The sequence below is a fragment of the Flavobacterium sp. YO64 genome (assembly GCF_004119505.1).
Classification (GTDB): Bacteria; Bacteroidota; Bacteroidia; order Flavobacteriales; family Flavobacteriaceae; genus Flavobacterium; species Flavobacterium oncorhynchi.
This window is the reverse complement of record NZ_NRQV01000021.1, coordinates 55,541-73,465: the sequence shown is the minus strand read 5'-3', so window position 1 is coordinate 73,465 and position 17,925 is coordinate 55,541. Positions and strand designations below refer to the sequence as shown.

Annotated in this window: 17 protein-coding genes and 1 pseudogene; 7 read left to right on the top strand and 11 right to left on the bottom strand. The window is 32.9% G+C overall.

From position 1 onward, the window contains the following. Nucleotides 1–318 precede the first annotated feature (318 nt). The 6 genes and pseudogenes from lpxD to hemN all read left to right on the top strand — a co-directional run bounded on the left by lpxD (nt 319) and on the right by hemN (nt 6,190). Nucleotides 319–1,317, top strand: a complete 999-nt coding sequence (gene lpxD / locus BOW57_RS15085) for a UDP-3-O-(3-hydroxymyristoyl)glucosamine N-acyltransferase (RefSeq protein ID WP_129055406.1) — start codon at nt 319–321, stop codon at nt 1,315–1,317. A 167-nt stretch (nt 1,318–1,484) separates the two neighbouring features. Further along, the gene (locus tag BOW57_RS15080; protein ID WP_089052359.1) at nt 1,485–3,113 is read left to right on the top strand and encodes an acyl-CoA carboxylase subunit beta; all 1,629 of its coding nucleotides are present in this window, start codon (nt 1,485–1,487) and stop codon (nt 3,111–3,113) included. A 120-nt stretch (nt 3,114–3,233) separates the two neighbouring features. Beyond that, nucleotides 3,234–3,656, top strand: coding sequence for a DoxX family protein (locus BOW57_RS15075; RefSeq protein WP_089052360.1), 423 nt, complete (start codon nt 3,234–3,236; stop codon nt 3,654–3,656). A gap of 119 nt (nt 3,657–3,775) precedes the next feature. Further along, nucleotides 3,776–4,123: a hypothetical protein gene (locus BOW57_RS15070; protein WP_129055404.1), complete on the top strand. Its 348-nt coding sequence runs from the start codon at nt 3,776–3,778 to the stop codon at nt 4,121–4,123. A gap of 107 nt (nt 4,124–4,230) precedes the next feature. After that, the gene (locus BOW57_RS15065) at nt 4,231–4,701 is read left to right on the top strand and encodes a hypothetical protein (RefSeq protein WP_089052362.1); all 471 of its coding nucleotides are present in this window, start codon (nt 4,231–4,233) and stop codon (nt 4,699–4,701) included. A gap of 125 nt (nt 4,702–4,826) precedes the next feature. Continuing rightward, a pseudogene (hemN, locus tag BOW57_RS15060) lies at nt 4,827–6,190 on the top strand (oxygen-independent coproporphyrinogen III oxidase). A gap of 46 nt (nt 6,191–6,236) precedes the next feature. On the opposite strand, the gene BOW57_RS15055 reads toward hemN, so the two are convergent. From BOW57_RS15055 to BOW57_RS15020, 8 genes are all read right to left on the bottom strand, one after another. After that, nucleotides 6,237–6,938: a sulfite exporter TauE/SafE family protein gene (locus tag BOW57_RS15055; RefSeq protein ID WP_089052364.1), complete on the bottom strand. Its 702-nt coding sequence runs from the start codon at nt 6,936–6,938 to the stop codon at nt 6,237–6,239. A gap of 7 nt (nt 6,939–6,945) precedes the next feature. After that, complete coding sequence (locus BOW57_RS15050) at nt 6,946–7,395, bottom strand: FixH family protein (protein WP_089052365.1); 450 nt, start codon at nt 7,393–7,395, stop codon at nt 6,946–6,948. A 15-nt stretch (nt 7,396–7,410) separates the two neighbouring features. Beyond that, entirely contained in the window at nt 7,411–8,829 is a 1,419-nt protein-coding gene (gene ccoG, locus BOW57_RS15045; RefSeq protein ID WP_129055402.1) for a cytochrome c oxidase accessory protein CcoG, read from the bottom strand. Between the two features lie 11 nt (nt 8,830–8,840). Further along, nucleotides 8,841–9,779 carry a cbb3-type cytochrome c oxidase N-terminal domain-containing protein gene (locus tag BOW57_RS15040; RefSeq protein WP_089052367.1) on the bottom strand — a complete coding sequence of 313 codons (939 nt, stop codon included), beginning with the start codon at nt 9,777–9,779 and terminating at the stop codon, nt 8,841–8,843. 1 nt (nt 9,780) lies between these two features. Beyond that, nucleotides 9,781–9,969 carry a CcoQ/FixQ family Cbb3-type cytochrome c oxidase assembly chaperone gene (locus tag BOW57_RS15035; protein ID WP_089052368.1) on the bottom strand — a complete coding sequence of 63 codons (189 nt, stop codon included), beginning with the start codon at nt 9,967–9,969 and terminating at the stop codon, nt 9,781–9,783. Nucleotides 9,970–9,976: 7 nt separating this feature from the next. Next, nucleotides 9,977–12,163, bottom strand: a complete 2,187-nt coding sequence (gene ccoN, locus BOW57_RS15030) for a cytochrome-c oxidase, cbb3-type subunit I (protein ID WP_089052369.1) — start codon at nt 12,161–12,163, stop codon at nt 9,977–9,979. A gap of 2 nt (nt 12,164–12,165) precedes the next feature. After that, nucleotides 12,166–12,357: a cbb3-type cytochrome oxidase assembly protein CcoS gene (gene ccoS / locus BOW57_RS15025; protein ID WP_089052370.1), complete on the bottom strand. Its 192-nt coding sequence runs from the start codon at nt 12,355–12,357 to the stop codon at nt 12,166–12,168. A gap of 114 nt (nt 12,358–12,471) precedes the next feature. After that, on the bottom strand, nt 12,472–14,859 hold the full coding sequence (locus BOW57_RS15020; RefSeq protein WP_129055400.1) for a heavy metal translocating P-type ATPase metal-binding domain-containing protein: 2,388 nt from the start codon (nt 14,857–14,859) through the stop codon (nt 12,472–12,474). A 204-nt stretch (nt 14,860–15,063) separates the two neighbouring features. On the opposite strand from BOW57_RS15020, the gene BOW57_RS15015 reads away from it, so the two are divergent. Then, entirely contained in the window at nt 15,064–15,744 is a 681-nt protein-coding gene (locus BOW57_RS15015) for a Crp/Fnr family transcriptional regulator (RefSeq protein ID WP_089052372.1), read from the top strand. A 1-nt stretch (nt 15,745) separates the two neighbouring features. Here the strand turns inward: BOW57_RS15015 and mazG are convergent, their stop codons facing one another. From mazG to def, 3 genes are all read right to left on the bottom strand, one after another. Next, on the bottom strand, nt 15,746–16,516 hold the full coding sequence (gene mazG, locus BOW57_RS15010) for a nucleoside triphosphate pyrophosphohydrolase (protein ID WP_129055398.1): 771 nt from the start codon (nt 16,514–16,516) through the stop codon (nt 15,746–15,748). 99 nt (nt 16,517–16,615) lie between these two features. Further along, complete coding sequence (locus BOW57_RS15005) at nt 16,616–17,101, bottom strand: DUF5606 domain-containing protein (protein WP_089052374.1); 486 nt, start codon at nt 17,099–17,101, stop codon at nt 16,616–16,618. A 64-nt stretch (nt 17,102–17,165) separates the two neighbouring features. Further along, nucleotides 17,166–17,756, bottom strand: coding sequence for a peptide deformylase (gene def / locus BOW57_RS15000; RefSeq protein WP_089052375.1), 591 nt, complete (start codon nt 17,754–17,756; stop codon nt 17,166–17,168). Nucleotides 17,757–17,925: the final 169 nt, after the last annotated feature.

The window sequence follows — 17,925 nt, the reverse complement described above, 5'->3', positions numbered from 1 at the left end:
AAAGATGCTTTTTTTTTTTCACAAATACTAAAACATTAATTAACATTAAAAATGTAAGTCACTACCTATCAACAAAATGATTCTCTTCTATCGCCGTATTTTTTACGATATTTAACTGCTTAAACATCGACAATACAAGAAAAGGCAGTACGTAAAATTAGAATACATTCATTAAATTAATAGGTAAAATGTTAATTTTGTAATATTTAAACTATTATTATAAACTTTTATCAAAAAACTTGAAAATTTTATTAGGTAATTAAAATCTATTTCATTTTATTTGGCAAAAAATAAACCCTTAGTCAATTAAACTTATCAATGAAATCCTATTCTATTCAAGAAATTAACGAAGTAATTAATGGTGTAATCTACGGCACAACTTCACAAAGCGTAACCGCAACCGAGCAATTAGAAAAAGCCACCACTTCTGAAATTTCGTTTATAGGAAACAAAAAATATGAAAAATATTGGTCAGCATCAAATGCTTCAATTGCAGTTGTTAATGAAGATATTTCGATCGAACCAGGAGAAAATCGTGCTTTTATCAAAGTAAAAAATGCAGATTTAGCGATGTCACAAATTCTAAATCTTTTTGCCCCTCCTACTCCAATATTTCGCACAAACATTCACAAAACTGCAACTGTAGATGAAACTGCAATAATTGGCGAAGGCGCTAAGATTGGTGCTGGATGTTATATTGGTCCAAAAGTTGAAATTGGAGCAAATGCAACTTTATATCCAAATGTGACAATTTTAGACGAATGCACTATCGGAAAAAACACTGTTATTTGGTCAGGATCAGTAGTTCGTGAACGCTGCCACATTGGCAACGATTGTATTATTCACCCAAATGCTACAATTGGAGCCGACGGTTTCGGATTTCGCCCATGTTCTGAAAAAGGTTTAGTCAAAATTCCACAAATTGGAAACGTAATAATAGGAAACGGCGTTGAAATTGGAGCAAACTCTTGTGTTGACCGCGGAAAATTCAGCTCAACAATTTTAGGCGACGGCTGTAAAATTGATAATTTAGTTCAAATTGGACATAACAGTAAATTAGGGAAATTTTGTATCATGGCTGGAAACAGCGGTTTGGCTGGATCAGTAACTTTAGGAAACGGAGTTATTATTGGCGGAAGTGCTTCTATAAAAGATCACACGACAATTGGTGATGGTGCTGTTATTGGTGCTGGTTCTGGTGTTATAGGTGATGTTTCAGCAGGAAAAACAATGTTGGGTTATCCAGCTGTTGAAGCACGTGATGCTTTAAAACAATGGGCAACATTAAAAAGAATGGCTTGCAATCCGAAAAAATAATACAATTTATATAGCTATAGAAAAAGCAGAAGCCAACCGCTTCTGCTTTTTTATTTAAGAAAATAAAATCCTCTAAAATTAACGTTCAGACAAATTTGAAATACTCTGTTTATTTCAATTGATTTTGTAAATTAGCCAACACTATTTTACAAAATCAATACTATATCATGGATTTAAACTTCAATAAAAACGAAGATCATAATAAACTACTCCTTTCTGAATTAAAACAAAAATTTGCCAAAGTAAAATTGGGCGGCGGTGAAAAACGCATTGAGAAATTACATGCCGAAGGAAAAATGACAGCTCGTGAACGAATAGCTTATTTATTGGATGAAAATTCAAATAGTATTGAAGTTGGCGGTTTTGCAGGTGAAGGAATGTACAAAGAACATGGCGGATGTCCTTCTGCCGGCGTGGTTGTTAAAATTGGCTATGTAAAAGGCAAACAATGTATTGTTGTTGCAAATGATGCTACTGTAAAAGCAGGAGCATGGTTTCCTATAACTGCCAAAAAAAATCTGCGAGCGCAGGAAATTGCAATCGAAAACAAACTTCCCATCATTTATTTAGTTGACAGTGCAGGTGTTTATCTGCCGCTTCAAGATGAAATTTTTCCAGACAAAGAACATTTTGGACGAATTTTTAGAAATAACGCTCAAATGAGCAGTATGGGCATTACGCAAATTGCCGCTGTAATGGGCAGTTGTGTTGCTGGCGGGGCTTATCTTCCAATTATGAGCGACGAAGCTTTAATTGTAGATAAAACGGGCAGTATTTTCCTTGCTGGAAGTTATTTAGTAAAAGCAGCTATAGGCGAAACAATAGATAATGAAACTTTGGGTGGAGCAACAACACATTGCGAGATTTCGGGCGTGACTGATTATAAAGCTAAAGATGATAAAGATGCTCTAGACAAAATTAAAAATATAGTCGATAAAATTGGTGATTTTGATAAAGCAGGTTATAGTCGAATCAAAGCCGAAAAACCAGCATTAGAACCAAATGATATCTACGGAATTCTACCAAAAGCCCGAAATGAGCAGTACGATATGATGGAAATAATTAATCGTCTCGTTGATAATTCAGAATTTGAAGCTTATAAAGATGGTTACGGTCAATCATTAATTACTGGATACGCAAGAATTGACGGCTGGGCTGTAGGGATTGTTGCTAATCAACGAAAAGTAGTTAAAACAAAAAAAGGCGAAATGCAGTTTGGCGGTGTTATCTATTCTGACAGTGCCGACAAAGCAACCCGATTTATTGCCAATTGCAATCAAAAGAAAATTCCTTTAGTATTTCTGCAAGATGTTACTGGTTTTATGGTTGGATCAAAATCTGAACATGGTGGAATTATTAAAGATGGAGCTAAAATGGTCAATGCCGTAAGTAATTCGGTTGTGCCTAAATTCACAGTAATTGTAGGCAACTCTTATGGAGCAGGAAACTATGCCATGTGCGGTAAAGCTTATGACCCAAGATTAATTTTTGCATGGCCAAGCGCTGAGCTTGCTGTTATGGGCGGGACTCAAGCCGCAAAAGTTTTAGCACAAATTGAAGCTTCTTCACTTAAAGCGAAAGGAGAAATTATTGACGAAGAAAAAGAAACTGAACTTTTTAATAAAATAAAAGCACGTTACGACGAACAAACTTCGCCTTATTATGCCGCATCTAGATTATGGACAGATGCCATAATTGATCCGTTGGACACTCGTAAATGGATTTCAATGGGAATTGAAGCGGCAAACCACGCTCCTATTCAAAAGCCATTTAACTTAGGAGTTATTCAAGTTTAAATTATGCACTACTTTTTAAACGTGTTAAAATAATATCAAAAAACTTATTTCCAGATACTTAAATTAAATATATCACTAAAAATTAGTAACTTAGTATATAATTTTTAATCTCGTTGTATCATGGAAAATGTAAAAAGCTTGAATAAGTGGGCAAACTCGCACACTTATTTACCAGTAGATTTAGTACGTGTAATATTGGGGGTTTTCTTATTTATGAAAGGGGTTTCTTTTGTAACGAACGTTCAATATCTGCATGATTTGATTTCTCCAATAGATCGATTCGGAGGCGGAATGTTTCTTTTACATTATATCGCCCCCGCGCATATGATTGGAGGTATAATGATCTTTTTTGGGCTGCTTACCCGCTGGGCAATCGCCGCTCAATTACCAATACTATTTGGAGCAGTTCTTATCAATTTCATGGGACACATGCATTCTGAAAGCTTAGCTTTAGCAATCGTTGTATTGTTACTTTGCATATTTTTCTTGTTTTATGGCGGTGGAAAACACTCTGCTGATTATTATTTTAAAATGCAGCAATAATGTTTTATTATCCTCAATTTAATGAAAATAAATTGAGGATAATTCAATAAACCATTTTTTAAGAAGTAATTAGCACTCTAAATTTCTTTTATTGTATTTTATGAACTAATTTCGCCCGCATGAATTGGATTCGTAAAATTGTATTTTTTATATCACTCTTGATTATTGGACTTTTTGCTGCTCAAGCAGAAAGCCCTGTGGTGCAAAAAATCGAAACTCAAAAAACGGATACCAATTTCGGTAAAGAAACACCAGATTCATCTGCATTTATTCAACCTCAGGCAGGTTATCAATTGGCCGCGAATATTAAACACACCAATTCTGGTGTAATAAAGTGGTTTGATTCTTTATTACTGGCTATTCCACACTATAGAATTGAAAAGCCAGCTTCAAACTTTGTCAATCAATTTTCTACTCAGAGCAAGAAAATCTTAATAATGCTCTACCCTTTCCACTTTTTTTGGTAGTATACTTATGAAACTTTAAGGAAGATTTTTTTCTTCTCGCACTCGTAAACCGTTTTCGTTCAGGAAAACCGTTTATAATTTCATGTATTTATCAAATTTTAAAAGAAATGGACACAAGTATTACAATAATAGGCATTGTGATTGCGATCATAGTTGCCGTACCAGTATATTTTTCTGCACGATCAAGCGCAGCGAACAAATCAAAAATTCTAGACATAAAAAAGAAGTTCAATCCAACTCATCCCGAAGATTTTGATTTGACGGAATCACAAAACAACAAAACACTTACAATAGATCAAAAAAACCGAAAGTTTATTTTAATGAACTTTAATCCTAACCAACAGGAATCAATTTTTGTTGACTTAAAAAGTGTATCATCATGCAAGTTAGTTTTAACCACTGAAGGTAATTCAGAAACCATTGTCAAAATTGATTTTGAATTTCAGGATAAAGAAACTTCTAAAAAAATTACAATTCCATTCTATGATTTTGACGATGACCGCATTAAACAAATAAGCGTATACCAAGATCATATGTTTGCAAAAAAATGGCTTAAAATCATTCAGGATTCTATTTAATGTTAGTTATTTAATTCAGTAAAGGGAGGCTCATTATGAGTCTCCTTTTTTTGATCGATACATGACATTTGTCATTTTACATCTTCTTATCAATAACTAACTTTGGGGGAAAATAAATTTGTCTTATGAAAATTTCACTAACCCAGAAGTACAATGTACCAGGCCCTAGATATACAAGTTACCCAACTGTTCCTTATTGGAACGAATCTGCCTTTACTGTAGAACAATGGAAGTCTTCTTTTCAAAAATCCTTCTCAGAAAGTAATTCACAAAACGGAATAAGTTTGTACCTGCATCTGCCATTCTGCGAAAGCATGTGTACCTTTTGTGGCTGCAATAAAAGAATTACAAAAAATCATTCTGTAGAGGAGATATACATAAGTGCAATTTTAAAAGAATGGAGATTATACTGTGAGTTGCTTCCTGAAAAACCTTTCATAAAAGAAATTCATCTAGGCGGCGGTACTCCAACCTTTTTTTCTACCGAAAATTTAGAACATTTAATTAATGGTATTTTTAAATTAGCCGACAAAGCTGATAATTATGAATTTAGCTTTGAAGGACATCCTAATAATACTACCTACGAACAGTTAAAAAAACTATATGATTTAGGCTTCCGCCGAGTTAGTTTTGGTGTTCAGGATTATGCCGAAAAAGTACAAAAAGCAATACATCGTATACAACCTTTTCATAATGTAGCAAAAGTTACTTTTTGGGCAAAAGAAATTGGCTATAAATCTATCGGACACGATATTATTTTTGGTCTGCCTTTTCAAACTGTTGATGATGTAATTGACACAGTCGAGAAAACAAATTCATTAAAACCAGACCGTTTAGCGTTTTACAGCTATGCTCATGTGCCTTGGATAAAAGGAAACGGACAACGCGGCTTTAATGAAGAAAACCTGCCTAAAGATGCAGAGAAAAGACAACTATACGAAACTGGAAAACAATTGCTTTCTGCCAATGGTTATCATGAAATTGGCATGGATCATTTTGCTTTGTCTTCTGACAGTTTATTTCACGCCGCGCATAATAAAAAATGCATCGAAACTTTATGGGATACAGTGCATCTAAAACGCAGCTTATGATAGGTTTAGGTGTTTCATCTATCAGCGACAGCTGGTATAGTTTTGCTCAAAACACAAAAAGTCTTGAAGAATATTACCGAATTTTAAGAGAAGATCAACTGCCTATCGTAAAAGGACATATTTTAAATGATGAAGATTTAATTATTAGAAAACACATTTTAAACCTTACTTGCGATCTTGAAACTTCTTGGAGCAGTGAATCTTTATATTTTAAAGAATTACCATCTGTATTATTAGATCTTGAAGAAATTGAGAAAGATAAATTAATTGTAATTGAAGAAAATAAACTAAAAATTACTGAAGCTGGAAGACCATTTGTTCGTAATATCTGTATGGCTTTTGATTTACATTTAAAAAGAAAATCTCCTGAGACTAATTTATTCTCAATGACGGTTTAAAAAACATTAAATTTAAAGGGGAAATTTAATTTGATAGTAGAAAGTTTTAATGACAATTTGGAGTTGCCTGAACAAACAAATTCATATTAGAAGGAGATAAATAAGGAATTCCTAATCCTAAACCTCTCAAAATAAACAATGCTCCAATTATTACTGCAACATAGGGAATTGCTTTTTGAATTTTGTTTCTAAAAGGTAATTTTAGTAATGAATTAATATAAACTACAACTGTCATCAAAGGAATAGTTCCTAATCCATACAGCAGCATATACAACACACCAAGTCCTGCGCTCTGCATGGCAATTGCACCAAACAAGGCAACATAAACCATTCCGCAAGGTAAAAAGCCATTTAATAAACCAATTGTAAAAAGAGATTTGTAGCTTTTCTTTTTAAACTGGCTTCCCAGGCTTGATTTTATATTTGAAATAATTTTATATACTGGTTTCGAAAAATTATATTTAGCAAATACTTTTTCTGGAATTAGAACGATTAAGATCATTGCAACACCAATAAAAATTGACATATTTTGCTGCATTCCGGCAAGAAAAAAACCTCTCCCTAACAGTCCAAAAACCAATCCGATTGTGGCGTAAGCAGATAATCGTCCTAAATGATAAGTAATAATCTGTGCTGCCTTCTTAGTTTCATTGTTATGATCTACTGGAAGCATCATCGCTATTGGTCCGCACATTCCAACACAATGCAGACTGCTTATAAGGCCAAATATTAGAGCAGAAAATAACATTTTATGATTAATTTACGTAGATAACTTCTTTTGTCAGGTATTTTTTCCCTTCGTACTGCCACTCCATATTAACATCCCAACGTCCTTTTATTAGTTTTTTCTGCGGAATTAACAATGAAGAATTTGTTAAAGCAATTTGAGTATCAAAATCAAATTTTTTATTTGAAGGTCTATATAATAAAACATTCCCTTTTACTTTACTGCTTTCAAAGTTCGTAGGAAAGGTAACTTGTACACCATCTTGACTATATTTAATAGATGGCTTATACTGCAAATCATGTGCATTTTGAATTCTTGCCATTTCTTCCTGAAAATGAGTATCATGCTTGTAATACTCTTCTACAACCAAATCATTATCATATTTACTATTTGATTGTACTTCGAAAACAAAGTATAATATAAATGTCATAAACAATGCAAATGCAATGACAATTCCAGTTCCCCAATTAATTTTCATGATACTTGTCTTTATTTAGTTAAAACTTCTTGGTCCCAAGAAATTTGTATTTGTTGTTTCAAGTAATTCGGTACCATTATAGACCCCAATTTTCACTTTGGTTTTGTCACTTTCTAACAATACTTCATTTATTTCAATAAATAAGGTTCCTTGCGAAATTCCTTCTTTTGGAACTTTAAAATGTTGTTTTCCTACGTTTCTAATTTCTCCTTTTTGATCGATTAACTCAAAATGAATATCATTGTAATCTTTCATTGTTTTGTTAACAATCTTGTAGGTATAAACATTGCTGATTTTATCTCCTTTATGTTGAAAAAGCTGTCCAGGTAAACGTAAAACAACTGCCTGAACATTTGTTCTTAAAAATAGCATTCCAACAAAAATACTCAATAAAATAAACAGTACAGCAGTATAACCTTTCATTCTTGCTGTGAACTTAAAAGGCTCTTTTTTAGCAATCTCATCTTCGGAAGCATAACGAATAAGTCCTTTAGGCAATCCTACACTTTCCATAATATGATCACACTCATCTATACAGGCCGTACAATTTGTGCATTCAAGCTGAGTTCCGTTTCTAATATCAATACCCATTGGGCATACATGAACGCATTGAAGACAATCAATACAATCACCTTTTCCAGTCAGTGCTCTGTCTTCTTTTTTATTGAATTTGGCTCTTCCATTTTCTTTTTCACCTCGCACAAAATCATACGCAACATTTATTGATTTATTATCTAATAAAACACCTTGTAATCGTCCGTAAGGACAGGCAATAATACAAACCTGTTCACGAAACCACACAAAAACGAAATAAAAAACTCCAGTAAAAATAAGAAGTGCTATAAAATTGCTTGCTTGTTTAACAGGTCCTTGTTCAACCATTAAAAATAAGGCATCGGAGCCAACTAAATAAGCAAGAAATACATTTGCTATACCAAAAGAGATTAAAAAGAAAATGGTCCATTTAACAACTCTTTTTCTAATTTTTTCTGCATTCCATTCTTGTTTTGCTAAACGAGACTGCGCACCACGATCTCCGTCAATCCAATACTCGATTCGGCGAAATACCATTTCTAAAAAAATAGTTTGAGGACATATCCATCCACAAAAAATTCGTCCAAAAACTACTGTAAACAAAATAACAAATACAACACCGACAAGTATTGAAATAACGAAAAGGTAGAAATCCTGGGGCCAAAAGGGAAATCCGAAAATATTAAAACGACGTTCAAGTATGTTGAACATCATAAATTGGTTTCCGTTTACTTTTATAAACGGATTAACAATTAAAATAGTCAGTAAAATGTAACTGACTATTTTTCTGTAGTTATAAAATTTACCAGACGGTTTCTTAGGGAATATAAATTTCCTGTTACCGCCTTCATCTATAGTTCCAATGGTATCTCTAAAAGCTTCGTCTGGTAAATTTGACATGATATTCTAAATTATTTTTTAACTTCTGTGGTATCTTTTGGTGTGTTTGCTGCAGTATCTGCTTGAGGAGCACCTTCTCCTGCCCATACTTCGCCTTCAGCTTCTTTTGGGTCTTTAGGATTGCTTCCCTGCAATGATAAAATGTAGCTGGCAACCTTTTGAATTTCTTTTGGTTTAAGAGTTCCTTTCCAAGCGATCATTCCTTTACCGTCACGACCACCATTTGTAATGGTATGGAATATTTCTTTTATTCCTCCTCCTAAAATCCAATGATTATCTGTTAAATTCGGACCAATCTGCCCTCCTCCATCTGCTCTATGACAAGCAGCACAGTTTGTTGTAAAGATCTCTTTTCCGGCATCTAAACTAGGTGCATCTGTAAGTAATACAACTGTTTTTTCATCCATCAAATCTGGAGCAGTTTTCATATATTCTTCGACATCAATTTTTGCCTGAGCCATTTCTTTTTTAAGCTCCATTTCTTGATCATCAGCTCCTAAAACATCATAACGAACTACATAAAGTACTCCAAAAATGATACAGATGTAGAATAAATAAACCCACCATGGCGGTAAATTATTATCAAGTTCTTTAATACCGTCATAATCATGATCTAGTAATAAATCTGCTTCTTTAGACATTGGCACTGTCTTAGTAAGTTTATGCATTAAGTCTTTGTACCAAGTGCTTTCCTTAAGACTCAAACTACTTTCATACTCTGCTTTTGCTTTTTCTTCAGGAGACATTAATTGATACATGATACGATTTACTGCACTAAGCGTAATTTCGATTGCAATCAAAATAAATAGAAATACAAACAAAAAGACAGATACCATTGGGTATTTAATAAACGCTGGTTTATCACCTGAATCTATAAAATACTCCATCAAAGCAAAAACGATGAAAAAAATCAACGGTACTCTAACATATACTGGGAAAAACTTTTTCATTTTATCTATCTTTTGAAATTAAATTATCTTCTAAAGGTATTTGGCTCATTTCTTGAATTTTATCTTTTTTATAAGAGAATACCCAAAAGCCTAATCCTACGAAAAAGAAAAAGAAAATCAAGAGAGAAAGAATCGGGTAAATTTCTATACCCGATATCGTTTCCATATTGTGTTTTATTTGTTCAAACATAATGCTGTTATTTAGAAGTTTCTTTTACTTTAATATCAGTACCAAGTCTTTGAATGTAAGCAATCAAAGCAACGATTTCTCTTTCATTCATCGGAATAAATTTCTCACCTTTAGCTTCTGCTTTTTTCCTGCTGTCTTCATAACTTTTTACAAAATCAGGATCGCTTTCTAAACTTTTTTCAATTTTAACCGCCTGTTCTCTTAAAGTTCTTTGTGCATTTGCAACTTCCTCTTCTGTGTATGGTACACCAAGCGAAATCATTGCTTTCATTTTCTTTTGAGTTAATGAAATATCCATTGGCTCATTATCAAACAACCACTTGTAACCAGGCATTATCGATCCAGCAGAAGTACTTTGCGGATTCCACATATGATTAAAGTGCCAGTTATCATTATACTTACCACCTACTCTTAATAAATCTGGACCTGTACGTTTTGATCCCCATAAGAACGGATGATCGTAAACAAACTCTCCTGCTTTTGCTTGTACTCCATAACGCTCAACTTCACTTCTAAATGGTCGAACTGATTGTGAGTGACAACCTACACAACCTTCTCTGATGTACAGATCACGTCCTTCAAGTTCTAATGGTGTATAAGGTTTTACACTTGAAATTGTTGGTATATTAGATTTCACCATAATGGTTGGTACAATTTGAATAATACCTCCAATTAAAATTGCTATTGTAGCCAAAATCGTTAATTGAATTGGTTTTCTTTCTAACCAAGAATGGAATTTTTCTCCATTAAGTCTTCCGCTGCTGATTTTCTGCAACGCTGGAGCTTGAGCCAATTCATCTTCAATTGTCTGACCAGCTTTTACAGTCATTATAATATTGTAAACCAAAGTCAACATACCTATCAGATACAAACTTCCTCCAATTGCTCTCATCCAATACATTGGCATAATTGCAGTTACTGTTTCAAGGAAATTTCCATATGTTAATGTACCATCTGGATTAAATTGTTTCCACATTGAAGCTTGTTGAAAACCTGCTACATATAATGGAATTGTATATACTATAATACCTAATGTACCAATCCAGAAATGGAAATTTGCTAATTTCTTAGAGAATAAATCTGATTTTGTCATTCGAGGAATCAACCAATAAATGATACCGAAAGACATAAATCCGTTCCAAGCTAATGCACCAACGTGTACGTGAGCAACGATCCAGTCCGTATAATGCGCAATAGCATTTACATTTTTAAGAGATAACATCGGCCCTTCAAAAGTTGCCATACCATAACCTGTAATAGCTACTACAAAGAATTTTAAAACTGGTTCTTCACGAACTTTATCCCAAGCCCCTCTTAATGTTAACAATCCGTTGATCATACCTCCCCATGATGGAGCAATTAACATTACTGAGAATGCAACACCTAAATTTTGAGCCCAGTTAGGTAATGCTGAGTATAATAAGTGGTGAGGTCCAGCCCAGATGTAAATAAAGATTAAAGACCAAAAGTGAATAATCGACAATCTATAAGAGTATACTGGACGATTTGCTACTTTAGGCACGAAATAATACATTAATCCTAAAAATGGAGTTGTCAAGAAAAATGCAACTGCATTGTGACCGTACCACCATTGTACCAAGGCATCTTGTACTCCAGCATAAACTGAATAACTTTTTAATGCTGAAACTGGAATTTCAATATTGTTAAAAATATGAAGAACTGCAACAGTTACAAACGTAGCAAGATAGAACCAAATTGCTACATATAAGTGACGTTCCCTGCGTCGCAGCATTGTACCTATCATATTGATCCCCATTACTACCCAAATAAGCGCTATAGCAATATCTATAGGCCACTCAAGCTCAGCGTATTCTTTTGAAGAAGTATACCCTAATGGCAATGTAATTGCAGCGGCTACGATAATTAACTGCCAGCCCCAAAAATGTAAATTACTTAAAAAGTCACTAAACATTCTGGCTTTAAGCAATCTCTGCATAGAATAATACATCCCCGCAAAAAAGGCATTTCCGACAAATGCAAAAATAACGGCATTGGTGTGTAATGGTCTTAAGCGACCATAACTTAACCACGATATCCCATCTGTCAAATTGGGAAAAAGGTACATGACCGCTAAGGTCAGTCCCACTAACATACCCACTACTCCAAAAAGGATGGTGGCGTAAATGAATTTTTTTACAATTTTGTTGTCGTAATAAAACTGTTCCATTTCCATAATTATACTTGTTTTTCTTCTATTGGTGAATTATTATTTTGGGAAGTAATTTTGGTTTCATCGTCAAAAAGTATTCTGACCGAAGGCGTATAATCGTCATCATACTGTCCTGATTTGACCGCTGCGATGAAAGCAATAAAGAAACATATTGCTACGAAAATACTTACTGAAATTAATAGATAAATAACACTCATACCGTAAATTTATGTTAACAAAATTAATAGGTTACCTGCGTGTAAAATATGATAATTATCATAATCAAAGAATAATGTTAAATTTATAAAATTTACTCTTTGAATTATTTAAAATCATTCTAAACTACTCTTGCTGAAATAGTTAGACATGATAGTTACAAAGCTGACAATTGTAATTGTGCTTAACGGCATAATAATGGCTGCTACTAAAGGTAGTAAATTTCCTGTTACAGCAAATGATAACCCGACTACGTTGTACAACAATGACAATCCGAAACTCATTTTGATTATTAATATAGATTTATGCGACAGTTTTAAAAAATAATCTAATCGATAAAACTCTCCTGCATCCAAAATAGCATCGCAAGCTGGCGAAAAAACATTAACGTTTTCAGAAACTGACACTCCTACGTTACTCTGTGCTAATGCGCCGGCATCATTCAGTCCATCGCCAACCATCATCACGTTCTTTCCTGAATCTTGCAGTTTTTTAATAAAATCAAGCTTTTGTTCGGGCTTTTGATTAAAAACCAGTTCTGTATTTTTAGGTAAAATAGCTTCTAGATTGGCTCTTTCTCCATCGTTATCTCCTGAAAGAACTTTAATATTATAATCTCTGCTTAGTGTTGCAAAAAGTTTTTCTAAACCTTCCCTATACTTATTCTGAAACACAAACTGTCCGTAATACAAGTCGTCAATCTTAATATGCAGTGCGGTTCGTTCTATTTCTGACGCATTTAAACCTGGATTCCCTACAAAAGAAGCTGATCCGATTTTTATTGTGCGATTATTAACTACAGCCAAAATTCCTTTACCTGTGATCTCCGCAAATTCATCAATTTTAACTCGATCTTGATCAGGTAAAAAGTCATATAACATACGACTTAACGGATGGTTTGAACCACGAAGAACATTTTTTATCAGGATATAATTTTCTTTCGAAATTTCTTTTCCTTCATATAAGATATTTGACTTTTTATTGGTGGTAATAGTTCCTGTTTTATCAAAAACTATAGTATCAACTTTTGCTAATTGCTCAATAACCAATGCATTTTTTAAGTACATTTTTTGTTTACCCATTATACGCAGTATATTACCAAAAGTAAATGGAGCAGTTAATGCAAGCGCACAAGGACAGGCTACAATTAAAACCGCTGTAAAAACATTAAATGCTGTAGTTGCATCGATAAAAATCCAATAACCAAAACCTGCAAAGGCAATCAATAATAAAATGGGAGTAAAATAGCGGCTTATGGCATCGGTAATCGTTTTATGCTTTTGAAGTACTTTTTTCTGAAATATTTCATTACTCCATAATTGCGTTAGATAACTTTGCGAAACAGATTGCAGTACTTCCATTTCAATAACTTTTCCAATCTGTTTTCCGCCGGCAAATACTTTATCTCCAGACTTCTTAATAATAGGATCTGCTTCTCCAGTCACAAAACTATAGTCAATTTCGGCCTTTTCGCTTATTAAAATTCCATCAACAGGAATTAATTCTTGATTTCGTATCAACAAACGATTTCCTTTTAAAACATCATAAATAGGAACACTTTCTTCAGATAAATCTGGATTTATACGAGTAACTGCAATAGGGAAATAAGATTTAAAATCGCGTTCAAAACTTAAAAAACTATACGTTTTAATTTGAAACATTTTTCCAAGCAGCATAAAGAATACTAACCCTGTTAGACTATCAAAAAAGCCAGGACCGTAATTCATCACCATATCAAAAGTGCTCCGAATGAACATTACGATGATTCCTAAAGCAATTGGAATATCTATATTAAGCATTTTTGATTTTATGCTTTTATAAGCTGAAACGTAATATCCACTTGCAGAATATAAGAAACTTGGCAATGCCAAAACAAAAATTAAGATTCTGAAAAAGGGTTTGTAATTATCCAGCCAAAATTCTTTTATTTCAAAATACTCAGGAAATGAAAGAAGCATGATGTTTCCAAAACAAAAAAAGGCAACACCAAGCTTATACGTTAAACTTCTGTCGACATTGTTTTTTCCTGTTTCATAATTTTCTAAACTTATATAAGGTTCATAACCTATTGAACTTAATAAATAAACAATTGACTTTAGTGAAACTACCTCTGAATTGAAGGTAATTCGAACTTTTTTCTCAGGAAAATTAACCTGCGAAGTGCTTATTCCTGTTTCAAGACGGTTAAGATTTTCTAGAATCCAGATACATGAACTACAATGAATATGTGGAATACTTAATGAAACTATTGAGGTATTTCCTTCCTGAAATTCTAAAACTTTTGAAAGGATTGCTTCATTATCTAAAAAATCATATTTTCCCTGAATATCTTGCGGCGTTGCTCCCGGTGATTTTTGAAAATCGTAATAACAGGTCAAATCATGAAAACTGAAAATTTCGTAAACCGTTTTACAGCCGGTGCAACAAAACTCTTTTTCATCAAAATTGATTTCTTCATTTTTAGGAATAGTTAGTCCGCAATGAAAACAACTCTGCTCAATCATAATTTGTTTTTTTTTAATACAACAAATATTCAAAATAAGTCCCTCTTTTTACTATGACAATTATCATATTAAAATGAAATAGAATTCTAATTTAATGAAAATAAAACTGCCAAATTACGTCATCCTCTTTTTTATAGATATTTTAAACGATATTACTAGTATTAAACGTCAATATTGGTTAATTTTGCACTAAATTTTTTTGCCATGAGTAAATGTGATCAATGTATCGTAAGACAGCTTTCTTCTCTAAAAGCCCTCAGTAAAGATGAAGTTGTAAAATTGGCTAGCAGCAAAACTACCTATACAATTAAAAAAGGCGAAGCTATTTTTGAAGAAGGCGAAGTTACCAATGGTGTATTTTGTGTGAAAGATGGTGTTGGAAAACTTTCTAAATTAAGCGCTAACGGAAAAGATCAGATTGTAAAACTGGTAAAATCTGGTGAATTATTAGGACAGCGTTCAATGATCAGCAACGAACCTGCAAACTTAACTGCAAAAGCGGTTGCAGATATGGAAGTTTGCTTTATTCCTAAAAACGAAATCATACATTTCTTTAATACAAACAATCAATTCTCTTTGAATTTGATGCAGTCTGTCTGCGAAGATTTAAAAGAATCTGAGAATGATAAAATTGCTTTAGTTCAAAAAACTGTAAAACAGCGTTTAGCAGAAACTTTACTTCAATTGCATGAAGGTTTTGGTGAAAACACAGACAAAACCTTAAAAGTACAACTTACAAGAGAGGAATTAGCTGGAATAATTGGTACAGCAACTGAAAGCTGTATCCGTTTATTATCTGATTTTAATAAACTAGACTTAATCGAGCTTGTTGGAAAAAAAATTATGCTTAAAAATATTAAAGCCTTAAAAAAAATGGCAGAATAATTTATTGCTTTTTTGCTTCGTTCCAAAAAACATCCATTTCTGCTAAAGTCATATCCATTAAAGGTTTTCCTAATTCACCCGCTTTACTTTCTAAATATTGAAAGCGCTTGATGAATTTTTTATTAGTACGTTCTAGAGCATCTTCAGGATTAACATTTAAAAAGCGGGCATAATTTATCATTGAGAATAGAACATCTCCAAATTCGGCTTCAATTTTATCTTGATCACCAGATTTAACTTCCACTTGCAGTTCTTCTAATTCTTCTTGAACTTTATCCCAAACTTGATGTGGTTCTTCCCAATCAAAACCAACACCTTTTACTTTATCTTGAATACGGCTTGCTTTTACTAACGCAGGAAGACTTCTTGGCACGCCTTCTAAAACTGATTTTTTACCTTCTTTCAGCTTAAGCTTTTCCCAGTTTTGTTTTACTTCTTCTTCATCTTTCACAACTGTGTCGCTGTATATATGAGGATGGCGATGAATTAATTTATCACAAATTTCATTACATACATCAGCAATATCAAAATCATTTGTTTCTGAACCTATTTTTGCATAAAAAACAATGTGAAGCAGTAAATCACCCAGTTCTTTTTTTACTTCATTCAAATCATTATCTAAAATAGCATCACCCAATTCGTAAGTTTCTTCAATCGTTAAATGTCTTAACGTTTGCAATGTTTGTTTTTTATCCCACGGGCATTGCTCACGAAGCTCATCCATTATAATTAATAATCTTTCAAAAGCTTTTAATTGAAGTTCTTTGCTCATTTTTTCTTGTTTTTATGTTTCAGGCAAGTGATTGTAAAAGTAAAAAATCCTGTCAAGAAAACATCTCAACAGGATTAATATTTAAATTCAGAAAAACTATTATTCTTCTTTCTGAGCTTTTGCTTTTTTAGCAGCTGGAGCTTTTTTTACTTTCTCTTCTACTGCTGGAGTTTCTTCTGGAGCTTCTGCAGCAGCTGGTGCTAAATCAGTAACCAAACCTTTAGCTTGAAGTGTATTGTACCAGTTTAATACTTTTTTAATATCAGAAGGATAAACTCTTTCTTCATCATATTCTGGCAAAATTTCTTTAAAATAAGCGCTTAATGTTGCGTTATCTTCTTTGTGCGAAATAGCTTGACCTTTATTTTCTTTAGCAGCAATTTTTTGCATAACTTCAGTCAATGGTTTTTCTCCTTCGTATGTATAAATTGAAATTTCTGATAATAAACTTACATTACTTTTTAAGTTTACAGTAATTTTTTTTCCGTCTAATAATGATTCTGCCACAAAACCTGTACGAGTCTGTACTTTCAATACATATAAACCTGGTTTCCCAGAAATGGCTAAAATTTTGTCTAAATTCATGTTTATTAAAATTAGTATTAAGAATTTTATTATATTTTTTTATGTTCTAAATTATTCAGAACATTTATCTTCCTTTTTTAGCAGCAGCAAATTTCATTCTATATTCTTGAAATGTTTTGCCTTCAGTAATGTTTTTCAATTTTTTCTGAATCAAACGTTTTTTCAAAGATGATATTTTATCTGTAAATAAAACACCTTCGATATGATCATATTCATGCTGAATAACTCTGGCAATTAAACCATCAAAAACTTCTGTTTTCATTACAAAATCCTCTTCGCAATATTCGATTGTAACCGTTGGTTTTCTATAAACATCTTCGCGAACATCCGGAATACTTAAACATCCTTCATTAAAACTCCACTCTTCACCTTCTTCTTTAATGATTTTTGCATTGATGAAAGTCTTTTTAAAACCTTTCAAATCTTTCTGCTCATTTGATGATAAATCCTCATCGTCACTAAAAGGAGTTGTATCAATAACAAACACACGAATTGGCAGGCCAACCTGCGGTGCAGCAAGCCCAACTCCATATGCATTATACATGGTTTCATACATGTTTGCTAATGTCTCTTTTAAGTTTGGATAATCTGGCGTAATCGCTGTTCCCACTTTTCTTAAAACTGGGTCGCCATATCCTACAATTGGTAAAATCATTTGTTATTGTTTAATGTTTTATCTAACAAAAACCCTATATTGGGTTCTTATATTTCAGCTGGCAAAAATAGTAAAAAATAGTCAATGAATAATTTTAAACCTATATTTATGATATATTTTGGATGCTTCTAAAAACTCAGCTATAATTATGCCAAAATAGTTCGTACAA